General features: G+C 63.6%; 26 protein-coding genes and 1 tRNA gene. 17 read left to right on the forward strand and 10 right to left on the reverse strand.

The window, feature by feature from the left end; all coding sequences use genetic code 11:
• Positions 1–4: 4 nt before the first annotated feature.
• Both atwA and FKB36_RS05605 read right to left on the reverse strand, forming a co-directional pair.
• On the reverse strand, positions 5–1,618 hold the full coding sequence (gene atwA, locus FKB36_RS05600; RefSeq protein WP_261597053.1) for a methyl coenzyme M reductase system, component A2: 1,614 nt from the start codon (positions 1,616–1,618) through the stop codon (positions 5–7).
• Positions 1,619–1,665: 47 nt separating this feature from the next.
• Entirely contained in the window at positions 1,666–2,508 is an 843-nt protein-coding gene (locus FKB36_RS05605) for an HAD family hydrolase (RefSeq protein ID WP_261597054.1), read from the reverse strand.
• A 54-nt stretch (positions 2,509–2,562) separates the two neighbouring features.
• Here FKB36_RS05605 and FKB36_RS05610 point away from each other — a divergent pair, with 54 nt between their 5' ends.
• The 3 genes from FKB36_RS05610 (at position 2,563) to FKB36_RS05620 (ending at position 4,111) form a co-directional block, all read left to right on the forward strand.
• Positions 2,563–3,492, forward strand: a complete 930-nt coding sequence (locus FKB36_RS05610) for a ribose 1,5-bisphosphate isomerase (RefSeq protein WP_261597055.1) — start codon at positions 2,563–2,565, stop codon at positions 3,490–3,492.
• A gap of 116 nt (positions 3,493–3,608) precedes the next feature.
• The gene (locus tag FKB36_RS05615; protein ID WP_261597056.1) at positions 3,609–3,842 is read left to right on the forward strand and encodes a DUF7557 family protein; all 234 of its coding nucleotides are present in this window, start codon (positions 3,609–3,611) and stop codon (positions 3,840–3,842) included.
• Positions 3,839–4,111 (forward strand): type II toxin-antitoxin system RelE family toxin, encoded by a 273-nt coding sequence (locus FKB36_RS05620; RefSeq protein ID WP_261597057.1) that lies wholly within the window; start codon positions 3,839–3,841, stop codon positions 4,109–4,111. Before FKB36_RS05615 ends, FKB36_RS05620 begins: the two co-directional genes overlap by 4 nt.
• 78 nt (positions 4,112–4,189) lie before the next feature.
• Here the strand turns inward: FKB36_RS05620 and FKB36_RS05625 are convergent, their stop codons facing one another.
• Genes FKB36_RS05625 through FKB36_RS05640 form a run of 4 tightly spaced genes read right to left on the reverse strand, consistent with a single transcriptional unit; the run spans position 4,190 to position 8,258 of the window.
• Entirely contained in the window at positions 4,190–4,918 is a 729-nt protein-coding gene (locus FKB36_RS05625) for an MBL fold metallo-hydrolase (protein ID WP_261597058.1), read from the reverse strand.
• Position 4,919: 1 nt separating this feature from the next.
• Positions 4,920–6,206, reverse strand: coding sequence for an ATP-binding protein (locus FKB36_RS05630; protein ID WP_261597232.1), 1,287 nt, complete (start codon positions 6,204–6,206; stop codon positions 4,920–4,922).
• A 43-nt stretch (positions 6,207–6,249) separates the two neighbouring features.
• Positions 6,250–7,131 carry a type II methionyl aminopeptidase gene (map, locus tag FKB36_RS05635; RefSeq protein ID WP_261597059.1) on the reverse strand — a complete coding sequence of 294 codons (882 nt, stop codon included), beginning with the start codon at positions 7,129–7,131 and terminating at the stop codon, positions 6,250–6,252.
• Positions 7,128–8,258, reverse strand: a complete 1,131-nt coding sequence (locus FKB36_RS05640) for a M24 family metallopeptidase (RefSeq protein ID WP_261597060.1) — start codon at positions 8,256–8,258, stop codon at positions 7,128–7,130. Before FKB36_RS05640 ends, map begins: the two co-directional genes overlap by 4 nt.
• A gap of 59 nt (positions 8,259–8,317) precedes the next feature.
• On the opposite strand from FKB36_RS05640, the gene FKB36_RS05645 reads away from it, so the two are divergent.
• The 4 genes from FKB36_RS05645 (at position 8,318) to FKB36_RS05660 (ending at position 9,697) form a co-directional block, all read left to right on the forward strand.
• Positions 8,318–8,551 (forward strand): hypothetical protein, encoded by a 234-nt coding sequence (locus FKB36_RS05645; protein ID WP_261597062.1) that lies wholly within the window; start codon positions 8,318–8,320, stop codon positions 8,549–8,551.
• Between the two features lie 32 nt (positions 8,552–8,583).
• Complete coding sequence (locus tag FKB36_RS05650) at positions 8,584–8,883, forward strand: hypothetical protein (protein WP_261597063.1); 300 nt, start codon at positions 8,584–8,586, stop codon at positions 8,881–8,883.
• Between the two features lie 37 nt (positions 8,884–8,920).
• Positions 8,921–8,993, forward strand: a tRNA-Asn gene (locus FKB36_RS05655).
• A 557-nt stretch (positions 8,994–9,550) separates the two neighbouring features.
• Entirely contained in the window at positions 9,551–9,697 is a 147-nt protein-coding gene (locus FKB36_RS05660) for a hypothetical protein (protein WP_261597064.1), read from the forward strand.
• A gap of 93 nt (positions 9,698–9,790) precedes the next feature.
• Here FKB36_RS05660 and FKB36_RS05665 read toward each other — a convergent pair whose 3' ends face one another.
• Positions 9,791–11,245 (reverse strand): CorA family divalent cation transporter, encoded by a 1,455-nt coding sequence (locus tag FKB36_RS05665; RefSeq protein ID WP_261597065.1) that lies wholly within the window; start codon positions 11,243–11,245, stop codon positions 9,791–9,793.
• A 150-nt stretch (positions 11,246–11,395) separates the two neighbouring features.
• On the opposite strand from FKB36_RS05665, the gene FKB36_RS05670 reads away from it, so the two are divergent.
• From FKB36_RS05670 to FKB36_RS05695, 6 genes are all read left to right on the forward strand, one after another.
• Entirely contained in the window at positions 11,396–11,803 is a 408-nt protein-coding gene (locus tag FKB36_RS05670; RefSeq protein WP_261597066.1) for a hypothetical protein, read from the forward strand.
• A gap of 3 nt (positions 11,804–11,806) precedes the next feature.
• Positions 11,807–12,316 carry a pyridoxamine 5'-phosphate oxidase family protein gene (locus FKB36_RS05675; protein WP_261597067.1) on the forward strand — a complete coding sequence of 170 codons (510 nt, stop codon included), beginning with the start codon at positions 11,807–11,809 and terminating at the stop codon, positions 12,314–12,316.
• A gap of 120 nt (positions 12,317–12,436) precedes the next feature.
• A complete protein-coding gene (locus tag FKB36_RS05680; protein WP_261597068.1) occupies positions 12,437–12,952 on the forward strand; it encodes a hypothetical protein in 516 nt (171 codons plus the stop codon).
• The gene (locus FKB36_RS05685) at positions 12,949–14,160 is read left to right on the forward strand and encodes an ABC transporter substrate-binding protein (RefSeq protein ID WP_261597069.1); all 1,212 of its coding nucleotides are present in this window, start codon (positions 12,949–12,951) and stop codon (positions 14,158–14,160) included. Before FKB36_RS05680 ends, FKB36_RS05685 begins: the two co-directional genes overlap by 4 nt.
• 11 nt (positions 14,161–14,171) lie before the next feature.
• Positions 14,172–15,224 carry a FecCD family ABC transporter permease gene (locus FKB36_RS05690; protein WP_261597070.1) on the forward strand — a complete coding sequence of 351 codons (1,053 nt, stop codon included), beginning with the start codon at positions 14,172–14,174 and terminating at the stop codon, positions 15,222–15,224.
• Positions 15,224–16,012, forward strand: coding sequence for an ABC transporter ATP-binding protein (locus FKB36_RS05695; protein WP_261597071.1), 789 nt, complete (start codon positions 15,224–15,226; stop codon positions 16,010–16,012). The genes FKB36_RS05690 and FKB36_RS05695 overlap by 1 nt, the downstream gene beginning before the upstream one ends.
• A 9-nt stretch (positions 16,013–16,021) precedes the next feature.
• Here the strand turns inward: FKB36_RS05695 and FKB36_RS05700 are convergent, their stop codons facing one another.
• The 3 genes from FKB36_RS05700 to FKB36_RS05710 form a co-directional block, all read right to left on the reverse strand.
• Positions 16,022–16,282: a DUF3303 domain-containing protein gene (locus FKB36_RS05700; protein ID WP_261597072.1), complete on the reverse strand. Its 261-nt coding sequence runs from the start codon at positions 16,280–16,282 to the stop codon at positions 16,022–16,024.
• A gap of 92 nt (positions 16,283–16,374) precedes the next feature.
• Positions 16,375–17,643 carry a chloride channel protein gene (locus FKB36_RS05705; protein WP_261597073.1) on the reverse strand — a complete coding sequence of 423 codons (1,269 nt, stop codon included), beginning with the start codon at positions 17,641–17,643 and terminating at the stop codon, positions 16,375–16,377.
• Between the two features lie 122 nt (positions 17,644–17,765).
• Positions 17,766–18,179 carry a PRC-barrel domain-containing protein gene (locus FKB36_RS05710; protein ID WP_261597074.1) on the reverse strand — a complete coding sequence of 138 codons (414 nt, stop codon included), beginning with the start codon at positions 18,177–18,179 and terminating at the stop codon, positions 17,766–17,768.
• A 299-nt stretch (positions 18,180–18,478) separates the two neighbouring features.
• Here FKB36_RS05710 and FKB36_RS05715 point away from each other — a divergent pair, with 299 nt between their 5' ends.
• The 4 genes from FKB36_RS05715 (at position 18,479) to FKB36_RS05730 (ending at position 21,375) form a co-directional block, all read left to right on the forward strand.
• On the forward strand, positions 18,479–18,772 hold the full coding sequence (locus FKB36_RS05715; RefSeq protein WP_261597076.1) for a hypothetical protein: 294 nt from the start codon (positions 18,479–18,481) through the stop codon (positions 18,770–18,772).
• A gap of 7 nt (positions 18,773–18,779) precedes the next feature.
• Complete coding sequence (locus FKB36_RS05720; protein ID WP_261597077.1) at positions 18,780–19,331, forward strand: hypothetical protein; 552 nt, start codon at positions 18,780–18,782, stop codon at positions 19,329–19,331.
• Between the two features lie 134 nt (positions 19,332–19,465).
• A complete protein-coding gene (locus tag FKB36_RS05725) occupies positions 19,466–20,014 on the forward strand; it encodes a cache domain-containing protein (protein WP_261597078.1) in 549 nt (182 codons plus the stop codon).
• 98 nt (positions 20,015–20,112) lie between these two features.
• On the forward strand, positions 20,113–21,375 hold the full coding sequence (locus tag FKB36_RS05730; protein ID WP_261597079.1) for a hypothetical protein: 1,263 nt from the start codon (positions 20,113–20,115) through the stop codon (positions 21,373–21,375).
• The last annotated feature ends 241 nt before the right edge of the window (positions 21,376–21,616 follow it).

Here is a 21,616-nt window from a genome sequence, read left to right on the forward strand (position 1 = left end):
CACCTCAGGCGGCTCCGCCGCCCCCCATCACCGTTCTTTCATCCTCGGTGAGATGGGCAAGCACCTCAGCTGTCGGCCCCAGCTTGATGATCTTGCCTCCCCGCATGAGGGCGACGCGATCGCAGATGTCTTTCACGAACTCCATGTCGTGCGAGACCACAATAAACGTCTCGTCCATCTCCTCGCGGGCGTGGAGGATCGAGTGCTTCACGTCGATCTTCGTGATCGGATCCATGGTTCCTGTCGGTTCGTCGAGGACGACGAGCAGAGGCTCCCGGATCAGCACCTGGGCGAGGGCCACCCGGTGCTTCTCGCCCTCGGAGAGCTCTCCAGGATAGCGGTCCAGGATCTCCTTGCTCTTCTCGGGGGTGAACCCGGCCATCCCGAGGGTGATGATAGCCTTCCTCATCGCGAGTTCTTTCGGGAATTCAAGGCCGATGGCGTCGGTGAGGTTATCGAGCACCGTCCTGTGCGGGTAGAGGTCGTACTCCTGGTGGAGGAGCCCGATGTAGCCCTTTGCCCGGCCGCGGTTCTCGATGCCGGGTTTCGTCATGTCGATCCAGTCGTCGCCGATCCGGATGTTCATCTCGCCGCTGGTGGGCTCAAGGATCCCGGATATGATCCGCGATAGGGTCGTCTTGCCCGCCCCGCTCTTCCCGATGATCCCGAAGATCTCTTTCTCGGCGACCTCGAACGAGACGCTGTTGACCGCCCGGACGACGCCCCGGTCGACCGAGAGGTAGCGCTTGACTACGTCGCGGGCGATCAGGATCTTCTCACCGACCTCCCCGGTCTGGCGCTCTGCGACGTCGCTGTAGTCCTCCATGAACCGGTCGATGACTTCACCGGGGGCGCCGATTCCCTTGATCTCTCCGTTTTCAAGGAGGATTGCTCGATCGGCCACATCCTCGATGACGTTTGAGAAGTGAGACGTGACGATCATTCCCATATCGTTCTCCCGGGCGCTCTCGATGAGCATCCGGTGGACGAGCGTGGCGGTCTCCGGGTCGAGCGTCCCGGTCGGTTCGTCCGCATAGAGGATGAACGGATTCTTCGCGAGCTGCCGTGCGAGCACCACCCGCTGCTTCTCGCCGCCGGAGAGGTCGCGGGCGATATGCATCATCCGGTGGGAGAGCCTGACCTGGTCGATCAGGTCGGCGGCCCTGCTGACGGCCTTCTCACCCGGGTAGCCGACGTCGTCGAGCGCCCGCAGGACGTTCTCGATCACCCGGTCGTCGCCGTAGAGCGCGAACGTCCGCTGGAACATGATGGCGGTTCTGCGCATGATCCGCCGTTTCATCGTCGCGTTATCTTCCGCCCAGAGATCGACGTCCGCGAGCTCGAGTGTCCCGGTGCAGATGGGACACGGCTTTCCCGCCTCGCTCGGGACATCGACATGATCGCATCCATTGCAGACGGCGACGTGATAGATGATCGCGCCCCCTGTCGGGGGCTGGTCGACACCTCGCATGAGGTGCATGAGAACGGTCTTACCGGCGCCGCTCCTGCCGATGATACCGACGGTCTCTCCCTCCGCCACCTCAAAATTGATATTTTTCAGCACGGCAGTCCCGTTAAACTCCATGCAAAGGTTCTTAACTGTAATAAGTGGGGTCATCCTGAGGTCCTCGTTAAACTAATCTTCATCTGGGATCATATTAGGGTTTATATTGTTGCACTTTTCCCGGGCGCCGCGGTATCCGCGAGGAGTTCTGCCACGATACCGGGCACCTCGCTGACGTTGTGGATCACCCGATCCACGCTTGCATAAAGGACGGCCGGTTTCCGGTCAGACTGCTGTTCGGTGAGCACCGCGAGATCCGCTCTCCGAAAGGCGTTCAAGTCGTTGATGGCATCTCCAACCATAACAACTTTGTCGTACTGCTCTTTGAGGTCCTCCACGATCCGTGCCTTCATCGAGGGGGTCGCGACGCCGTAGACCCTCTCCCGGGGGATACCGAGGTAATCGCCCATCCGCTCGAGCTTCGCGACGCGGTCGCCGGACGCGATGTATGCGGGGACACCCATCCGGTGCAGCTCGCTGACGGTCTCTCTCGCGCCCTCGAACGGCCTTCCGCCGGTCGTCACCGTGAACTCGATGCCGGGGATGTCCATGTTCAGGATCACGCCGCTGTTCATGGTGACGATCGACTCTCTCTTGCAGCAGCTCCAGACCTGCCGGATGCATGCCTGCAGGTCGCCGATGCGGGCACGCTCGTCGTTGTAGAGGAGGTTCCCCACCTCTTCGGCGGGGATGACCCGGCGGGAGCAGGCCACCCCGAACCCGACCGACCGGGAGAGGAAGAACTCGGAGAGGCACTGGTCCTCCGGCGCCTCCATGACGTCCCGGGAGTGGAGGTGGAGGACGACGAGCACTCGCGCTTCCGACCCGAAGGTGATGGTCGTGGTCTCGACCTCGGTCAGCATCTCATCGTTGAGGATGTCGCGCGCTACCCGGTAAGTCCGCAGAAGTGTGCCCGCACTATCAAAAACAACGGCTACCGACATATTTTCACGTCAATAAATCTATGTAGTCTCTTGTCCTCTCTTCAATGAGGATCTATGTTACTGAGTGAGACGGCAGCAAGTATAAAGAATATGGAGATCCGGGGCGCCGGCAGGATCGCCCGGGCTGCGGTGGAGGCACTGGCCGACTATGCCCGAAATCTCGATGTATCCGACCCCGAGACCTTCAAGCAGGAGATGCAGGAGGCAGCCGATCTCCTCACCGGAACCCGGCCGACCGCCGTCTCGCTCCCGAACGCTGTGCGCTCCGTGATGCGGGCGCTCGACTCGTTCGACTCGGTGGAGGCCGCACGGGACGCACTCCTTCTCAGCGCGGCGGAGTTCGTCGAGCACTCGGAGCACGCGATCGAGCGGATAGCGGAGATCGGGGCACGTCACATCTCCGACGGCGACGTTCTCATGACCCACTGCAACTCGGAGGCGGCGCTCGGGTGCATCCTGGAGGCCCACCGGCAGGGGAAGGAGGTCGAGGTCTACGCGACGGAAGTTCGTCCCCGCGGCCAGGGGCTCATCACGATCCGGACGTTGAACGACGCCGGTATCCGGACGAACTACATCGTCGATTCGGCGGTCCGCTACTTCATTAACGACGTCGATCTCGTCTTCGTCGGCGCCGACGCTATCGCAGTGAACGGCGCGGTGGTGAACAAGATCGGGACCGCCCAGATTGCTCACGCCGCACACGAGGCCCGGACGAACGTCATCGTGGCGGCCGAGACCTACAAGTTCGCGCCGAGGACGATCCTCGGTGAACTGATCGAGATTGAGGAACGGGACACAGCCGAGGTGCTCCCGGCAGAGGTGGCAAAGGAGCTCCCCTTCGTGCGGGTCAGGAACCCGGCCTTCGACGTGACGCCCGCGGAGTACGTCGACCTGATCGTCACCGAGCAGGGGGCGATCCCGCCGGGGCTGGCGTTCACGGTGATACGGGACTATCTCGGGTGGAAGATCGAGGAGTTGCGGTGAAGGGGCCATCCCCTGGCAACGATCTCCGATACCCTGAACACCTCCGCAGGAAACCACACAACACACCCGACACATCCATGCAAACCTTCATCAGGTAAACCTGAGTATACCTCAGTATGACGAGCACCACCATCAAGATCGACGTAGAACTCAGGGACCGGCTCAACGCCCTGAAAGTCCATCCCCGGGAATCTTACAACGAGGTGATCGAGCGCCTGGCCGAGATGGCAATCGACGAAGAGCCGCTCAGCGAAGAGGCGATCCAGAGAATCGAGCGATCGCTTGAGGATCTCAGGGCCGGAAGAGTCTACACCTTAGAGGAGGTCATGGCGGAGCTGAAGGAGGAATGACCTACCGTGTGGTCATCACCGCAGCGGCCCGTCATGATCTCAGGAGCATTCCGCGACCCATAGCAGTCAAGATAGGCGAAGAAATTGCATCGCTCGCTGGCGAGACCAACCCGAAAAAGTATCTCAAACGATTGAAGGGAGCGAGCAAACCCCCGTTCTACTCACTCCGGGTCGGGGATTACCGGGCAATTCTCTCGATCATAGACGACCTCCTGGTGATCCATGTCATCGCAGTCGGGCACCGGAGCAGGGTTTATCGGAAGTTTTGAGCGAGAGATCTGCAGGAGGCCGTCACCCCAACTATGCTCACTGGAGCAGGTGCACAGATGGGTAAAACCTCCGCCGGCCTACTCCCAGCAGAACGTCTCCATGTCGTACCCGGCGTGCGGCATCCCCGGCGGGACCATGTGACTCATGTGGACGCACCGGTAGTCCCTCGCCCCGACGTCGTGGGCGAACCTGACCGCCTCGGTGTAGTTCATGTGCTTGGTGATATTGTAACTCTCGGGGGCGATGGCGTCGACGAAGAGGAGGTCGATATCGGTCTTTTCGAGGAGGTCGCGGCTTGCCTCCGGGATATCCTCCCTTGTGTCGGCGGTGTAGGCGACCGTCACGTCGTCGTGCTCGAGGAGGAGCCCGCAGGTGTAGACCGGCGGGTGGTTCACCTCGAAATACGTGAACGTCACGCCGAAGAGGTCGAACGGTTCGTAGACCGGAACCGGGTGCTTCTCGAACGGCAGGAAGTGGAGATATCGCGAGCAGTAGTCCATCACCGGCGGCGGCGCGTAGGCCGGCGGCATCTTCTGCACCCGGTAAAACTCACCAAACCCGATGAAGTGGTCGTAGTGGCCGTGCGACCAGAGGACAGCGTCGATGTGGGGAGAGCAGGCCCGGAGGAGCTGCTGGCGGAGATCCGGGGACGACTCGATGAGGATGTGTCTCCCATCCGTCTCGATGAGGAGGGAGGTCCGGAGCCTTGAGTTCCCCGCCGCGACCATCGCCCGGCAGTTCTCGCAGTCGCAACCCACCTTCGGCGTCCCGATAGCGTCCCCGGTCCCGAGCAGCGTGATCCGCATCTCAGCGCCCGGCCCGGATGACGTTTCGCTCCTCCGCCCGGAGGAGCCCCTGCTCGATGTCCACGGGGTCGACCCGGTGCCGGTCCTCCATCAGCGCCGAGATCACCGCCTCTTTCATCATCATCCGCAGGTCAGAGCCAGAGAACCCCTCTGTCCGGGCGGCAAGGTCCGCGAAGTCACAGTCGCACTCGATCGTGGCGGCGACCTTCTCGAGGATCGCCTGCCGCATCGCCTGGTCGGGGAGCGGGAACTCGACGACCTCGTCGAACCGCCGCCAGGCCGCCTCGTCGAGGATCCTCGGGTGGTTCGTCGCCCCGATGAGGAGGACGCCGTTCTTGACGAAACTGATCTGGTCGATGTTCTTGAGGAGCATGTTCACCGCACGCTTCATCGCGCCGTGATCGTCGCTGACCCGGGTCTTCGCGACGAAGTCGAACTCGTCGATGAAGAGGATGCAGGGGCTGAGTTTCTTCGCGAGATCGAAGATCCGGTCGATGTTCTTCGATGTCTCGCCGAGGTACTGGGAGGTGACCATCGCGAGACGGACCTCGAGCACCGGCATGTGGAGTTCCTGCGACATCGCGAGCGCAAGCGAGGTCTTCCCGGTTCCGGGCGGGCCGACGAAGAGGAGCCTGCCGAACTCGTAGATGCCGTGCCGCTTCAGGTAGTCGCGGTGCTCGAGGGCGACGGCGATCTTCTTGATCATCTCCTCCTGGCGTGGGGTGCAGACCAGCTTCGCAAGCGAGTACTCGACCTCGTCCGGCGCGCTGATGATGATGAGGTCGCGGGCCTCCCGCATCTCCTCGCTCTCGGCGATGATCCGCGAGACCCTCCCCTCCACGTACTCCCGTGAATCCTCGAACCGGCGGTTTCTCGCCCGGGTTTCGCGGTAGCTGACCTCGAAACCGTCTTTCCCGTCGAAGAAGTACGCGAGAACGGGGTTCGCCCCGATCCTCTCCTTTCCGCCCTTCTTGAGGAACCACCCCGCTGCCGTATCGAGCGAGGGCAGACTCAGCCGCTGCCCGAACTCATCGTAGCCGACGAACGGGTTTGCGCGAACCGCCTGGCGGGCGGAGTCCGGGGTCTCGAACACCTTCCTGATCGCCCCCTCGCTCACAGTCAGGGGACGCTTCACCTCGCGGTTTCCGCCGCTCCCGGCACCGAAGAACTCCCGGCAGCGCGGGCTGAGGTCGTTGATGTCGAGTTCCTCGTTCCGGTTGAATATCTCCGCGGTGAGCAGGAGTTCCATGATAGCGAGGACGTCACGTGTACCTGTGTCGCCGGTCATATTATGAGCAGACATATTTGCGCGCGGCCTCAATAAGCGTAGCTCACCGGGTGGTGACCTCGCACCCATCGGCGGTGACGATCATGGTGTGCTCCGCCTGCGAGACGAACGAGCCCGGCAGGTCGTGCAGCACGGGGAAGGGATGGAGCGTCCCGTTCCGCACGAGCGTGGAGAGCCCGATCTCGACCTTGTCGCCCGGAATCCAGCGGCGGGAGAACGGGAGCCCCCGGCGCGGCCGGGCGGTCTCAAGGATCCGTCTTGCCGACGGGAGGCGTGCGGGCCGGGCTGCGATCTGTTTATAGATCTCCACCCGCGCCGCCTCAGCGACCTTCCCCGACCCCGTTGTGGCGAAGGGCTCGATTGCAAAGACCATCCCCTCCTCGAGGACGGTGCCGCCGTTCATCGCGACGTTCGGGATCATGGGCTTCCCGTGGAGGTCGTAGCGGTCAAGGCCGTGCCCGGTGAGGTTGCCGACCGGTTTGTAGCCGTGCTCCTCGATCACCGCCTGGATGGCCGCTCCGAGGTCTCCCGTGACGACTCCCGGCCGGACGGCGTTGATCGCCGCCTCGAGGGCAGCCCGGGACGCCTCGACGAGCGGGCCGTGGTCGCCGAGGTCGACGGTCATGGCGGTGTCGGCGATGTAACCGTCGACGTGTATCCCGAGATCGACCTTGATGAGGTCGCCCCGGGCGAAGACCCGCTCGTCGCCGGGCATGGCGGTGTCGTGCGCCGCGGCCTCGTTCGAGGAGACATTCAGGGGGAAGGCGAGCAGCGCCCCCTCTTCGGCCACCATATTCTCCGTCTCTTCGACCATATCGAGAAGGAACGCCCCCTCTTTCACGAGCCCCGCACCCCGGCGGAGCACTCTCCTTGCCAGCGCCCCTGCTTCCCGGTAGGCATCGTAGACACCGTCATCCATGATCATAGTGTGAGCTCCTCTCTGTATTGGGTGAACCGGTCAAAGCCGGTCTCTGTCACCGCGCCCATATCCTCCAGGCGGACGCCGCCGGTCCCGGGGTAGTAGAGCCCCGGTTCGATCGTGACGACGTTTCCCGGGACGAGCGCCCCGCCCTGGGGGCCGAGCGACGGCTCTTCGTGCACCTCGAGCCCGACGCCGTGACCGAGGCTGTGGGTGAACCCCTGCGTGTTGCTCTCGTAGCCGCGGTCGCGGAAGAATTCGACCGTTGCGCGGTAGAGGTCGGCGCCGACGGCACCGGCACGGAGCATCGATGCGGCGTTGGCTTTTGCGTCCTTGACGGCCTCGTACATCTCCCGGATCGCGGGGGACGGTTCGCCCTTCACGAACGTCCGGGTCATGTCGGCGTGGTAGCCGGTCAGTTCGTCCTGCGGGTAGATGTCGATGACGATCGGTTCGTTCTCCCGGAGCGATCCTGCGCCGGAACTGTGCGGAAGGGCGGTGTCGAGACCGCAGGAGACGATGGTCTCGGTCGCGCGGCAGCCGTGGGCGAGAAGGCAGGCGTGCATCTCGGCGCGGACGGCCTCAGAGGTGAGGGGCGCGCCGTCCCGGTAAAGGACGCCACCTTTCGGAGCAGAGCCCCGGATGAGCGCGGCCCCGCGCTTCATCGCGGCCTCGGTGGCCCGCTGGACCGAGCGTATCCGCTCGATCTCCTCCGGCGTCTTGACCGCCCGCATCGCGTCGACCGTTCCGCGCTCATCGAGCACGACCGGCTGGAACGATTCGAGTTCCCTCGCGAGGGCAAGCGGGAAGTTCGCGGGGACGAGGACGGGGCCGCCGGCGAGGTCGGCGATCATGTGGGCGGTCGCGCGCCAGCGCGGCTCTCCGGCCTTGACGTAATCGAGGTAGCCCGCGTGAGCGCGGGTGATGACCGCCGCCGTCGATTCGCGGACGGCACGTTCATGCTCCATCTGCGGCACGACGATCATCCCGCGCTCGCCCGGTCTCTGGACGTAGACCACGGGATCGGTGGTGCGGAACCGGGTCAGGTAGCGCACGCCGGCGTCCATAGACGAGCCGTAGGCCGCGTATGCCGCTGCACCTGCATCCCGGATAGCCGAATCCAGTCCATTCATCTTACCAACTCTTCCGTTGAAACCACAAGTACTTTTACCCCCGCGTTCAAGTATGAATAATGGATGAGGGAACCAAACAGGTCTTCAAGGCAAAGTTCATCATGCTGACGCTCATGCTCAACGTCATCGTCCTCTGCTTCGCCATGGGTGTCTTCGTCCTCTTCCGGTTCGCGCCCGAGGGGACCACCGGCCTTACGATCGGCCTTATCCTCCTTGCGGTAGGGGCGGTCCTCTCTCTATCGTTCCGGAAGCACTATACCCGGACGAAGGTCTGGCTGCACGAACAACCATAATAGTGCGCGTGGGCATCCACGCAGGCAAACCCATGCTGACGAAGATAAAGTCCGAGATTGAACTCGTCTCAAGGCACCTGGAAGTGATTCGGGCGGTCGTGGAGCACCAGCCAATCGGCATCATGAAACTTGCCGAGATCCTGGATCTCCCCTACCACCGGGTTCGCTACTCCCTGCGGATCCTCGAACAGGAGGGCTATATCCGCGCCTCGCCGGCCGGCGCGGTGGCGACGCCGCTCGCGGCCGACCTTCTCGTCACCCTGGACACCGAGGTCGATGAACTGATCGGGCTTCTCCGGGTTATCCAGAAAGAGAATGCCCGTAACGTTTAATACGATTCAGTCGAGACATTATAGAGCACTATCCCGTGCCGCCATAACTCAGTTGGTAGAGTGGCTGGCTGTTAACCAGCATGTCACAGGTTCGAGTCCTGTTGGCGGCGCTCTGTTATTCTCCTGCTATTTTCTCCCGTCTCCGTCCGCGAAGACGTTGAGGGATTACCACATGGGACACGCTGCTAAACTGAAATCCCCCTTTCGATGGCTAACGCTGCTCCAGCCCGCTTCATGGCGGGGCGACCATCTTCCAGAGGATTACCTGCTCCAGGGCGACCGACCCGAGACCAGGACTCTCTCCGGGCGGGGCCCATCTTTAGCATCCTGCTTCGCCGCTTCCAGGCACTCAGCGCTGCAGTATGGCACGCTTCCGCCGGCGGCCCGCTCTTTCAGTAAGAACTCCCGTCCGCAGTACCCACAGTAAGCTGAACTTCTCACTCTGACTCACCCGATGGTGGAGATGATATATAGGAGGATAAATCTTTCCTCAGGTTCCAGAGGACTGCCATCCGGCGATGGATTTGACTTGAACGTGGCGACCGTATCCTGCCGGGTTTATGCGCCCCGGCACAATAGATAACGGAGACATCACCAGAGGGCGATCCCAAAAGGAAACGTTCGTAATCCCCGGAGTCGAACTCCATGCACCGATGAGGAGCGCACGATGCCAAGACTGGTACTGATCGATACGGCGACGGGAACGCGGGTCCGCCACCGTATCCGGAGCCTGAAGCAGGCCTTGAAGCAGCAGGAGTGGTACGAGACGAGACTCGGGCGGCGGGTGCGGATCGAGAAGGTGTTTGACCGGTAGCGGTTCTCGACGCCCCGACCTGCAGACACCGGTCTTTCGCCGTGGGTTCATCGGCCACGGTCGCCCCGGATCCGGCGGCGGGTGTTCCGGCGCTCACCTCAGCCATCCCAGCCGGTAGAAGATCCACCCGACCACGAGCATCGATATGACGGTCCAGGCGGTCACCTCCCAGAGGCTCAGGGCAAACGGCGTTCCAAGGATGTTCATCCCGAGCGTCTGCCCGATCAGGGTCGGGATCAGCACCAGAGCCGAGAGGACGGCGATCACCCGCATCGCCCGGTTCATCTCGTAGGAGACGGTGTTGATGTGGACGTCGATGAGGGAAAGGAGCCCTTCCCGGAGATTCCCGGCGGTCTCGTGCAGGTACGCCGTCTCGTCGGCGAGGGCGTCAAAGACGCTCTTCTCCCCCGCCCACGACCCCTCTCCGGGGATGCTCCGCGCGATGTTCGCCGCCACCGCCTTCTGGTGGAAGAGGCTTGCGGCGAGGATGCTGCTCACCCGTTTGAACTGGAAGACCGTCTCGAGGAAGTTCTCCGGCATCTCGTTGCTCGGCGTGCTCTCGAGCCGGATCAGTTCTGCCTCCATCTCCGTGAGGATCCGCGCGTACTTCTCGTTGATCCCGTCAAGGGTCCCGTAGAGGACCCGGGCATCAAGAGGCGCTCCGACCGTTGCGTTCCCGCCGGGGCCGGCCCGGGCCGCCGCCTTTGAGACAGTGACGATCGTCTTTTCCCGGTGCACGATGACGAGCCCGGTGTTCGTCACGACCGGGACCCGCACTCCTCGCCGGGACTGGAACGTCCGCTCCGGCTCCTGCACGAAGATGAGCCGGGTCGTGCCGGCAAACGTGATCCCCGGGTGCGACGGCCGCATCAGCCGGCTCTCGAAGTAGGCGGCAGGCAGATCGAGGATATCGGAGAGCACGGGGAGATCCGGCCGGGATACGCCGGAGATATCGAACCAGGCCCCGGTCGAGGGGTCGCCGAGGCGCTCCTTCATCCCGGCCGGGGTGAACTCCCCTTCTCCGTCGCCCTCCACCATCCCCCGGATCCGCATCGTCGAGACCGCGGGCGGTGCCGGCCCGGCGGCGGAGACTGCCGGCTCGATCCGCCGCTCCACGGACCGCCCGCCGGCCGCCGCCACCCGGACAACCCGGAGGAGCCGAAGCGTGGGAGAGGACCGTGCAAGGGTCGAGCCGGCGACCGGCAACACCTCAAGGAGCGGGAGCATGATGATGGCGAGGTCGAGGAGATGCCAGCGGTCCAGGAAGTGACTCACCGGGTCCTCGGCGAGGCCCAGTTTGAGGACGTATTCGAGGACGAAGATGACGATGATCGTCGTATCGACCATCGTGAAGAATTCAGCGACCGGTCCGGGGAGAGAAGGGACAAGAAGGGGTATGATGACGATCGGGGCCATCACCAGGCCGAGGAAGATCATCAGGCCGTCCGGGAGGACGAGGTCGACGATCTCACGTGCCCTGGCTTTCGTCCCCTCCCGGGTCTCATCCGCGCCCTGCTCCATCCCCTCACCCGAATCCCGGACCCGCATCTCCGGCGTCACCCGTATACGGTCCTGCCCGTATATAGCAGGTTGCGATCCGCCTGCCGCGGCAGGACGGAACCTGGAGGCGGGATCGGTTGTACCCTCAGCCCTGAGGCCGGGAAAGACTGATACTCTCGCGGGGCCTACCTGACAATCATGCACGGCGATTCGGCGGAACCGGTCTCGCTTGCGGACGCGATAGCGGCGGCGGATCTCTCCCGGCGGGAGAAGAAGAAGAACCCGGCGTTTGCGGCAGGACTCTCGCTCCTCTTCAACGGCCTCGGCCAGGCCTACAACGGACAGTTCATGAGAGGTGTCCTGGTGCTGTTTGGGAGCCTCTTCGGCCTCTTCCTCCTGATCGTTCCGGGCGTGGCGATCTGGGCCTGGGGCGTCTACGATGCCTGGGCCACGGCCCGACGGATGAACGAGGGGCTCGTCCCCTACCGGGAGACGAGTCCGCTCGCGATCGTCGGATTCGTGGTCGTCTGGGCGGTGACGATCTTCCTGCTCTCGGCGGCGTCGGCGATGCTCCTCGTCACGATGGGGATGCAGGGGATGCTGTAGGCGATGAGGCGAAAGGATAAGGAGATCGCCGACCCGACCCTCCTCGCCGCGGTCCTCCGCGAGGTGTTCGTCTGCAGGATCGGGCTTGCCGGCGGCGAATGGCCCTACGTGGTGCCGATGAACTTCGTCTACGCCGAAGAATGCCTCTATCTCCACTCCGCAGGCGAGGGGAGGAAGATCGAGATCCTTTCGCGGAACAACAGGGTCTGCTTCGAGACCGAGACCGGCGTGGAACTCGTGCGCTCGGAGAGGGCGTGTGACTTCGGGGCCCGCTACATCTCCGTCATCGGCACCGGCACCGCATCGTTCGTTACGGACGCTGCCGAGAAGAGCCGGATCTTCGACCTTTTCATGGAGAAATACGCCGGGTCCGGGGACTGGTCTTACCCCGAGGCGGCGCTCCGGGGAGTGACCGTGATCCGCGTCGACGTGGAGAGGCTGACCGGGAAAGCGTCCGGGTATACCGGGGAGGAGGTGCGCCGCCTTCTTGTTGGGGAGCCGGAGGGTTTGTGAGCGGCAGGGCGTCATCCGTACCAACCGGAGAGCATCGCGATATCCTCTAAATCACCTCATCTTCAGACTTGTTAGCACAATCAGAAACATTCATATTACCCGATCGACAAACGAAAACCCATGATAGGCCTCCCGGAAAACCGCCTCCTCTGCCTTCTTCTCCTCGCTTTGCTCATCCCGGCCGTGGTCTGCGGCGCACCGGTCACCCGGACGCTCTCCACGGCCGAGCCGGGGGCCGGGGAGGTCATTACCGTCTCGCTCTCGATCGACGGCATCGACCTCGGCGGGGTGGTCGAGACGCTACCCGCCGGCTACGCCTTCGCGGGGACCGACCACCCGGCCGACCGGGTCGCCGTCCGGGAGCAGTCGATCGGGTTTGCCGTGATGAACGAGACCCGGATAACCTACCAGATCCAGGCCCCCGCCTCCGGGAGCGGAGATATCACCGGTGTGTGGGAGAACTTCCTCGGCGAAGCGGACGGGGAGGTAGCCGCCTCGCACGTCGCGGTCGACGGCATCGAGACGGAACCGGAGAGCCGCGGGGAGAAGCCTCCCGCACAGGAGGCCGCATCGCCGTTCGCGGTTCTTGCAGCGGTTGCCGCCCTCCTCATCGCCGGGCGGGGTGGTCGACAGTGAAGCGGCTCCTACTCGTTCTCGCCCTTGTCCTGCTCCTCGCCGTCCCGGCATCGGCGGGCGAGGGGATCCCGGGGGACGGTGACGGCGACGGGGTGCTCGCCGCCGGAGAATACACCTCGGCAGCCCTCGCCTACCTCGACGCCGCCTATATGGGCGGTACGGGAGACCTCGACCGGGACGAGATCCGCGACGCCGCCTGGGTCTACGCCCGCTGGGACGGAAGACCCCGCGAGATCGTCGATTCCTCGGGGCAGACAGTGACGCTCTACCGGCCCCTGCGCCGGGTCGTGACCTTCAGCGGCGAGTCCCTGGAGACGCTCCGGTCGCTCGGGTTCGATATGGAGAAGATCGTCGCTGTCGACAAGTACAGCCACGAGAAGAGCACCTTCTTCCCCGAATGCCGGGATAAGGCGAACGTCGGGTCGATCTGGTCACCCGATATGGAGAAGGTCGTCTCCGTGCGGCCGGACGCGGTCTTCCTCTACGCGACGATCAGCACCGCGGCCTGCGACGATATCCAGAAGAGGCTCGAGGCGAGCAGCCCCGGTATCCGGATCTTCCGGTTCGACTGCTTCAAGCCCGCGACCTATGAGACCGAGATCCGCACGATCGCCTCGATCGTCGACGAGACCGAACGGGGAGAGGAGTTTGCCTCCTTCTACGCCTCGACGATGGACCGGATCCGGGACGGCACGGCAGGGATCCCGGACGATGAGAAGACCCGGGTCTACTTCGAGTACTGGTTCGACTACACGACCGTCGCCGCCACTGCGGGCTACAACGAGAAGACCGAACTCGCCGGAGGGCGAAACCCCTTCGCCATCGGGACCGCCGAGTACCCCGTCGTCGACCCCGAGGCGATCATCGTCGCGGACCCGGAGGTCGTCGTCAAACTGGCCGGGCAGGGCCTGGCCGCCGGAGGCTACGCGGGGCACGACCCCGAAGCACTCGATGCGATCCGGTCGTCGCTCGTCGAGCGGCCCGGGTGGACGAGGATCTCCGCGGTGAAGGACGACCGCGTCCACGTCATCCACTCCGATATCCTCGGCGGCGCCCAGCACTTCATCGGAACCGCCTACCTCGCGAAGTGGTTCTACCCCGACCGGTTCGCCGACCTCGACCCGCACGCTGTCCACCAGCGTTACCTCACCGGGTTCCAGGGTATCGACTTCGACCTCGCGTCCGAGGGGACGTTCGTCTACCCGTGACCGGTGCAGAGATGGAGCAGAGCATCACCATCCAGACAGGGTATGCCCGGCTGAAGAAAAACCGGGCGCTCTTCATCGGCGGACTCCTCGCCGCCCTCGTCATCCTCATCGGCGTCGCGGTCACGCTCGGGTCGGCCGAGTTCACCGTGGCCGAGTCCTACCTCGCGATCCTTGCCGGGCTCTTCCCCGGCACATTCACCGCCCCGGATATGGCCGGGATCATCATCTGGGACTACCGGCTCCACCGGGTGCTCTTCGCGGTCTGTGCCGGGTTCGGGCTCGCGGTGGCGGGGTCGGTCATGCAGGGGATCCTCCGAAACCCGCTCGCGAGCCCCTTCACCCTCGGGATCGCCTCGGCGGCCACCACCGGCGCCTCGATCGCGATCGTCCTCGGCGCCGGGGTCGTCGGCGGGGAGTACCTCGTCATCGGCAACGCCTTCCTCTTCGCCCTGCTTGCCGCGCTCGCCATCTACGGGATGGCCCGCTACCGGGGGATCGGGTCCGAGACGATGGTCCTCGCCGGTATCGCCATCATGTACCTCTTCTCCGCGGTGACGTCGCTGCTCCAGTATATCGGCAGCGCCGAACAACTCCGTGCGGTGGTCTTCTGGACGTTCGGCTCGGTCGACAAGTCCACCTGGCCGAAACTCGCCATCGTCAGTATCGTCCTCGCCTGCACCATACCCTACCTCCTCTACCGCTCCTGGGACTTAAACGCCCTCGCGGAAGGGGACGAGGTGGCAGCCGGTCTCGGGGTGCCTGTCGAGCGCTCGATGATCGTCTTCATGGTGATCGCCTCCCTGATCACCGCGGTGATCATCTGCTTCACCGGGACGATCGGGTTCATCGGGCTCGTCGCCCCGCATATCACCCGGATGGTCATCGGAGGAGACTTCCGCACGCTCCTCCCCGCCTCCGGCCTCGTCGGGGCTCTCCTCCTCCTTGGTGCCGACAGCATCGCGCGGAGCGTCCTTGCGCCGCAGGTCCTCCCCGTCGGGATCGTGACCGCGTTCCTCGGCGTGCCGTTCTTCATCTACCTCTTCATGCGCCGGAGGGATACCTGATGCCCCGTCTCTCGGTCGAAGACCTCTCGTTTGCCTACCGTGACCGCCGGGTGCTCCACGGGATCACGTTCTCGGTCGGCGCGGGCGAGATACTCGGGCTCGTCGGGCCGAACGGATGCGGGAAGACGACGCTCATCCGGTGCATCGACGGGATGCTCACGCCCGGTGGGGGGAGGGTGAGGCTCGATGGACGCGAGATCCGCTCGATGCACCGCCGCGAGGTCGCGCAGGCGATGGCCTACGTGCCGCAGTCGGCCGGGAACCGAACCTCCGCGACGGTCTTTGAGACGGTCCTGATGGGGAGGCGGCCCTACCTGAACTGGACGGTATCCCGGGAGGACGAGGAGAAGGTGATCGCCGCGCTCGACCTCCTCGATCTCGGGGACCTCGCGCTCCGCAAGATTGCCGAACTCTCCGGCGGGGAACGGCAGCGGGTGATGATCGCCCGGGCGCTCGTGCAGGAGACCGGCGCAATCCTCCTCGACGAACCGACGAGCAACCTGGACATCTGCCACCAGATGGCCGCTATGGAGGTCCTTTCCGGGCTTGCCGGGGAGAAGGGGCTCTCGATCGTCGTCGCACTCCACGACCTGAACCTCGCCGCCACCTACTGCCACCGCCTCATGGTGATGAAGGCCGGGGCGATCTACGGCTACGGGACGCCGGACGAGGTGCTCACCGAGGAGATGCTCAGGTCGGTCTACGGCATCGAGGCGGTGGTGAAACGGGATCTTGAGGCGCCCTACATGATTCCGGTCCGGTCAGGAAGGCCGGGGGAGGGGGTGTAAGGTCCCCTCTCATCCCTTCAGGATAGATAACGCTTCTTTTGCTTCCATGACCAGGTGCATCTCTTTGTAGCCGAGGTCGCTCCACGGAAAACTGAGTTTCATGAGGGCGACAGGATCGTCCGTCTCGATCAGCCGGAAGACCGTGTTCCCCACAAGGTCGAGCCACTCGTTGATCACGGTCACCCCTTCCGGTACCTCCTCCCGGGCCCGCGCTTCCATGATCTCGGCCGTCTTCCCGGGTTCCCAGGTGAATATGTTTATGAACTGCATGCTCTTCCCCCCTCGTTGCCGCATCCCGGCACGCCGGGATGGACGGTCGGCGTCATGGGTTCAGAGGTATAAAAATCTGGTGCAGGGCGGACCTACGCCGACCGCCCCTTCACCCGGGCACCGATGAGCATGGCGGTGACCGCGGAGAGCGCGAGGAGCACGATCGTATACTGGTCTGCCGTCCCCACGACCGCGACCAAGAGGATGGTGGTCAGGGGTGCGCCGAGAGCAAGGGCAAGGGCGGCGGTCTCGATGCAGAGGACCAGGATCACGACCGGCACACCCGGGAAGACGAGGCTCAGGGCGAGCCCGACCAGCGTGGATGCGAAGATGATGGGGAAGAGAGGCCCTCCGATGTACCCGCTCTTGAACGAGAGCGCAAGCAGGAGGATCTTCAAGACCGCCATACCAAGGAGCATCACGACCCCGAACCGGGCCGGGTCGGCGATGATAGCGTGGATCTGGCCCTCCCCGGAGAAGAGCACCTCGGGGACGAAATAGCCGACGATTGCGATCACCACCCCGGCGGTGAGGACCGGGGCGACGGTTGCCGCACCAAAAACCCGCTCCATGACCGTCCCGGCGGCCTGCATGGAGATCCCCGCAAAGATCGCGAGCAGTGATCCGATGATGCCGAGAGCGACCGCGTAGACGGTGTAGGCAGGCAGGAGTTCGCCTATCGGCTCAAACGGGATGCTCCGGGCAAACGACGGGAGGCCGAGTACCTGGTAGAAGACGAAGCCGATGGTGCCGGCGAGCAGGTTCCAGATCAGGAGCCGGAAGGCGTTCTTGTTGCCGCCGACCTGGAACTCGGTGGCAAAGACCCCGGTGAAGAGCACGCTCCCGATAATACCGTTGAACGCCGAGGCGAGGGCGGCGACGTCGAAGCCGAGCGCGGCCGTTGGGGAGCTGATCCTGAGCCTCCCCCGGACAAAGGACGATATGTAGCCGACGAGGACGGTGATGGTCCCTTCCGGGCCGACGCTTGCCCCGGAGAGGAGCGAGAAGAGCGATGAGAGGAGGGCGCCGGGGAAGGTCCGGAGGTTGGGGCTCTCTCCGCTCTTGAGCGAGTCTGCGAACCCACCGTGGATCACGTCGGGAGCGTGCAGGTACTTACGGGAGAGGCCGACAAGCAGCGAGAAGAGGACCACCCCGGCCGGGACTGCCCAGGGGTTGGCCGCTATGAAGTCGTTTTCGCCCCAGACGGCGTTATTGAGCAGCGCATAAACGCTCAGGTAAGCAACCGTGAAGGTGATGGCGATCACGGCGATGAGGACGACCTGCCATAGCCTGAGGGCACCGCTATCGGCCGGCGTTTCGCGCGGCGCCGAACCGCCGGTGGATGCGGATACGGGAGGCACGATGCCGCCAGTTCATCCTTTTGAGTAATCATCCTTGCGGTTGCCCCCCTGGCGGCGAGGAGGCAGGCCGGGGAGCCTGCCGGGAAGAGATTTTGCCGCCCGGGAGACTCGCCGATTCCCGGCTATCTCCGCCTGGGCCGCGTCTCGACCCGCTCGGTCGTCACGACCTCGGGCGGCGGGGTTTCCGACCGCTTCATGGCTTCCGCCTCCTCGCGGGTCGGCGGGGTCATGCTCCCGGCCGACTGGATGAGGCTGTAGTCCGCTTCACGGGGCCAGTTGTCTTCGTCGAAGCCCGGCAGGTCGTCCAGCCGCTGCTTGTCGATGTTCACGACGAAGTTATCGTCGCCGGAGCGGTAGATCATGGCTTCCGGCGGGACGGCGAACCTCTTTGCCGCCATCCCGAGCACGCCGCCGTACCTGAGCACCAGGTACTGCACCTTGCCATCGGGAAAGGCGATCCGCATATCCGAGATCTTCCCGAGATCGTCTCCCTGCGGGTTGATCACGTTCTTCTTCAGGATGTCGTCTGCCGACATGGACCACTCCTCGCCGGCACTCCGCGTCCTGCGTTCGAGAATTACCTCCGATCTCTCCTGCATCTTCTTCAACTCCATCCCCGCATCCAGGGAAGACACCCCACGAAGGGGGCGTGCACTGAGTACCGGGAGTCCTTAAAATAATTTGCACACCGCCGTCGGGGGGTAGCCCGGTCTCTGGGGAGGGAGGCTATCCGCCAATATAAGCGCCATATGGCCGCAAGATCTCAGAAATCAGCCCCATATGATGCCTGATCGAAATGGATGGAGTTATTACCGGATGCGCCAATCCCCTCTTCATGGGGCCTACTGTCAAACTGGATCTCACCACGATCCTCCAGGCAACAGGCGAGTTGCAGCACTTTCTCGACCTGGGCGCTGTCCGCCTGCGTGCAGAAGGGCAGTTGCCGGAAGAGGCGTCCGAGGAGTTGATATTCTCCATGGCCGATGAACTCGAAGATCACCTGCGGATGATGCGCGACCGGCAGGGATCCGCGAGCATCGGCGACCTCCGGGTCTGGACCCGGGCCTGGATCGACGAGCGGCTGGAGGTGCTCGCCCGGAAGTCAGTGCAGGGTGGCGACCGGGGATAACCTCCCGGTGAGTACCCCGGAAGAGATCCCATGGTTTATCAGCACGCGCATCCATGCGCACCCGATGCCTCACTTCGACCTCTTCTTCAAGACCGAAGATCTGCGGCGGAGGCTTGAGCCGCACCTCGACCTCATCCCGCCGTACTTCCGGTTCACCGTCCGGACGGGCACCCCGGAGGTCCGCTTCTTCGACCAGAAGGACCCGATGTGGAAGGGTTTTCCCTTCCCGATTCCGGAAGGAACCATCTATGTCTTCGACGACGAGATCCCCGCCCGGGCGCTCGGGGGCGGGATGCAGAACCGGGCGAGCGTCCGGGTCACGCGCGCCGACACGGACGACGAAGCGCTCGTCCTCCGGATCTGGCACGAGGTCCTGCACGCGATCGGGCAGCCGGCGGACGATATGGCTAAACGGGCCGGCGAGTGGCAGAGTGTCTCTGAGCGGCTCATGTGGGCGGCCTGGCAGTCGCTCTCCCGGTCGCTCGACGTGCCGTTCTGGCACCGGAAGTTCTATGCCTGGCTGACGGAGCGGGCAGAGAGCGGGGTGGGGGGAAGGTAGGGCCCGGAGCACCGCTCTCTGGAGTCCCTCAGATAACGCAGAAGTCAGTATGCCGGGTTGAAACCGCCCGATACGGAGATTCAGCCCTCCGATTCCCGTAACGTATAACTATCGGGACGTTTCTATTTGATAGGATGGAGAAAATCTCTATTTCGCTTCTGGTTCTTTTTGTTCTCGGTCTGGCTTTGATAACTCCAGGCTGCCTGCAAAGTGAGTCTGCTCTCAACACCTCGACGCCTGGAGGCGCCGATGCCGGAGAGCAGGGAAACTACACCTCAAACGAGACGCTTGTCGCCTTCGTCGAAAGTGCGGTTGCTTACGTGAATGAGAATGGTAAAGACGCCGCTCTTGCCGAGTTTAACGACCCGAACGGCTCGTTCATCCAGGGTGAACTCTACATCTACGCGTATGACTTCAACGGCACCACGCTCGCCCACCCGGTCAACCCGGAGAAGGTCGGCGTCAACCGCCTGAATGAGACCGAGGGGGGTGTAGGGACATTTCTTGTAGAGATGAATGCCGCTATCAGGAACGGGGAGAATTTCCACCGGATTGCATACATCAACCCCGCACATGACCGGAGGACCGAGTCGAAGCTGGCGTATGCGGTGCAGATGGACGAGAACTGGTGGCTGGGGTCCGGGATCTATACCGGTCCGGCGGACCCTGAGATCGCCGGGTGAGGCGGGGGAGACTCGTCCTCAACCGGGAGGCCGGGGAGAGGCCGGTCGCCCGGTGAGAAAACCCTTTTTTTATACGTAGCCCGGAGAAATTATGATCGATGAAACTGCCGTACGGGGATCGGTTCGGGAGGAATAAAGCGGCGGGGAACCCGGCGATCTCGCCGGAAGAGTTCTCACGACAGGTTGCCCGGACCCGGACCGGGGCGGCGATGATCCTGAATACGGCGGAGGACGACCTCGCCACCCTTACCGGGACGAGATGGAGCCTTGACTACACATCGCCCATCCTCGCTGCGGCGGTACTGGTCAACATGGGCCTTCTGCTCGCATACACCCGGGAGTATTACCTCTACTGGATCATGGCGTCCTTCATATTCCTGATGATAAACCCCTTCCTCCTCCTGCTCCCGACCGATACGGGCGATCTGAAGTCCTATGTCAGGTATCTCATCGACCTCAAAGATCGCGAGCGAAAGAGCCTCGAAGAGATCATATCGTGGGAGAGCCTCGAAAAAGGCGCCGCCGTCCCTGCCGAGATGATAGAGAGACTCAAACGCCTCACAGAGCAGAGGAACTCCCTCTATGAGCTCGGCTGGAACCTCTTCTTCATCAACTGCCAGCCGCTCGCCCCGGGATTTCTCGTGCTCTTCTCCCTCTCATCGGTCTTTGCACTTCTCGGCTGGCTCGCAAACGGCGATTTCGCTCCGTACTCCGCCGTGATCGTCACCATCCAGTCCGTCGCAATCATCGTCTTCTACGGTGCTATCGTGTACGTCCAGCCGTATTCGCGGGGTTTCTTCGCGGGGATACTCGGGATGCAGTCCCGCATCAAGGAGCGGTACAACGAGGCCTGGACCCAGGGGCTCAAGTACGCGCTCACCGCTGCCGTCGTGACGACCGTCGCCGGCATCATCACCATCGCGGCGATCGTCCTCCCGGGGGTGACCTACAACAGCTTCATCTCCGCCGAGGCCGATATCGAGCTCGGGGCCGGCATGTTCGCCCTCATCTTTCTGACGCAGACGATCGTCGTGCGGCATCTCCAGGGAGGCTACAGCCGCACGCTCGTCCACTCCCTCCTGTCGTCCAGGATCGCGACGATCCGCGAAGAGGTGCTCCCGGCCATCGACGGCCTTGCTCAGGCGTCGCTTTGTGACGGAGTGACCCCGCGGATGACCGAAGACCTTGAACGGATAACCCTCGACCTGACCCGGTACCGGGCGCTCAAGATCGGCTACGCATCGCTCTTCGGCTACTTCCCCGTCTGTATGGTGACGCCGGACGTCGGCGCCGTCATGCGCGTTGCCGGGACGACGGACGGTGGTCGCAGGAGGGCACCGGTCGACGAGGCGGCGGCGTAATGGTGCGCGGCCGGGACGGGGGGGATTCGGGTGCAAGGCCGGTATATCCCCTGACCCTGTGATCTCCGGGAATGGCTGAAAGAAGGGAGTCTTGAGACTCCGGGGCCTCCACAGGGGCTGTATCACCCGTCCGGTCGAGGGGTGGGGATATTCCTGGCGTAGCCTCTTTTGAGGGATACCCTCTGAGGCGGTGACAGGGGGTCCGATCACCGTATTCCCGGGGAAGAGATAAGCGATCCTG

The sequence above is a fragment of the Methanoculleus formosensis genome (genome assembly GCF_025384765.1).
Taxonomy (GTDB): domain Archaea; phylum Halobacteriota; class Methanomicrobia; order Methanomicrobiales; family Methanoculleaceae; genus Methanoculleus; species Methanoculleus formosensis.

What these genes read in the sequence shown, in the direction of transcription:
- atwA (WP_261597053.1), bottom strand. Translation starts at nt 1,618, where the DNA reads ATGACCCCACTTATTACAGTTAAGAACCTTTGCATGGAGTTTAACGGG.
- FKB36_RS05605 (WP_261597054.1), bottom strand. Translation starts at nt 2,508, where the DNA reads ATGTCGGTAGCCGTTGTTTTTGATAGTGCGGGCACACTTCTGCGGACT.
- FKB36_RS05610 (WP_261597055.1), top strand. Translation starts at nt 2,563, where the DNA reads ATGTTACTGAGTGAGACGGCAGCAAGTATAAAGAATATGGAGATCCGG.
- FKB36_RS05615 (WP_261597056.1), top strand. Translation starts at nt 3,609, where the DNA reads ATGACGAGCACCACCATCAAGATCGACGTAGAACTCAGGGACCGGCTC.
- FKB36_RS05620 (WP_261597057.1), top strand. Translation starts at nt 3,839, where the DNA reads ATGACCTACCGTGTGGTCATCACCGCAGCGGCCCGTCATGATCTCAGG.
- FKB36_RS05625 (WP_261597058.1), bottom strand. Translation starts at nt 4,918, where the DNA reads ATGCGGATCACGCTGCTCGGGACCGGGGACGCTATCGGGACGCCGAAG.
- FKB36_RS05630 (WP_261597232.1), bottom strand. Translation starts at nt 6,206, where the DNA reads ATGACCGGCGACACAGGTACACGTGACGTCCTCGCTATCATGGAACTC.
- map (WP_261597059.1), bottom strand. Translation starts at nt 7,131, where the DNA reads ATGATCATGGATGACGGTGTCTACGATGCCTACCGGGAAGCAGGGGCG.
- FKB36_RS05640 (WP_261597060.1), bottom strand. Translation starts at nt 8,258, where the DNA reads ATGAATGGACTGGATTCGGCTATCCGGGATGCAGGTGCAGCGGCATAC.
- FKB36_RS05645 (WP_261597062.1), top strand. Translation starts at nt 8,318, where the DNA reads ATGGATGAGGGAACCAAACAGGTCTTCAAGGCAAAGTTCATCATGCTG.
- FKB36_RS05650 (WP_261597063.1), top strand. Translation starts at nt 8,584, where the DNA reads ATGCTGACGAAGATAAAGTCCGAGATTGAACTCGTCTCAAGGCACCTG.
- FKB36_RS05660 (WP_261597064.1), top strand. Translation starts at nt 9,551, where the DNA reads ATGCCAAGACTGGTACTGATCGATACGGCGACGGGAACGCGGGTCCGC.
- FKB36_RS05665 (WP_261597065.1), bottom strand. Translation starts at nt 11,245, where the DNA reads ATGCGGGTCCGGGATTCGGGTGAGGGGATGGAGCAGGGCGCGGATGAG.
- FKB36_RS05670 (WP_261597066.1), top strand. Translation starts at nt 11,396, where the DNA reads ATGCACGGCGATTCGGCGGAACCGGTCTCGCTTGCGGACGCGATAGCG.
- FKB36_RS05675 (WP_261597067.1), top strand. Translation starts at nt 11,807, where the DNA reads ATGAGGCGAAAGGATAAGGAGATCGCCGACCCGACCCTCCTCGCCGCG.
- FKB36_RS05680 (WP_261597068.1), top strand. Translation starts at nt 12,437, where the DNA reads ATGATAGGCCTCCCGGAAAACCGCCTCCTCTGCCTTCTTCTCCTCGCT.
- FKB36_RS05690 (WP_261597070.1), top strand. Translation starts at nt 14,172, where the DNA reads ATGGAGCAGAGCATCACCATCCAGACAGGGTATGCCCGGCTGAAGAAA.
- FKB36_RS05695 (WP_261597071.1), top strand. Translation starts at nt 15,224, where the DNA reads ATGCCCCGTCTCTCGGTCGAAGACCTCTCGTTTGCCTACCGTGACCGC.
- FKB36_RS05700 (WP_261597072.1), bottom strand. Translation starts at nt 16,282, where the DNA reads ATGCAGTTCATAAACATATTCACCTGGGAACCCGGGAAGACGGCCGAG.
- FKB36_RS05710 (WP_261597074.1), bottom strand. Translation starts at nt 18,179, where the DNA reads ATGTCGGCAGACGACATCCTGAAGAAGAACGTGATCAACCCGCAGGGA.
- FKB36_RS05715 (WP_261597076.1), top strand. Translation starts at nt 18,479, where the DNA reads ATGGGGCCTACTGTCAAACTGGATCTCACCACGATCCTCCAGGCAACA.
- FKB36_RS05725 (WP_261597078.1), top strand. Translation starts at nt 19,466, where the DNA reads ATGGAGAAAATCTCTATTTCGCTTCTGGTTCTTTTTGTTCTCGGTCTG.
- FKB36_RS05730 (WP_261597079.1), top strand. Translation starts at nt 20,113, where the DNA reads ATGAAACTGCCGTACGGGGATCGGTTCGGGAGGAATAAAGCGGCGGGG.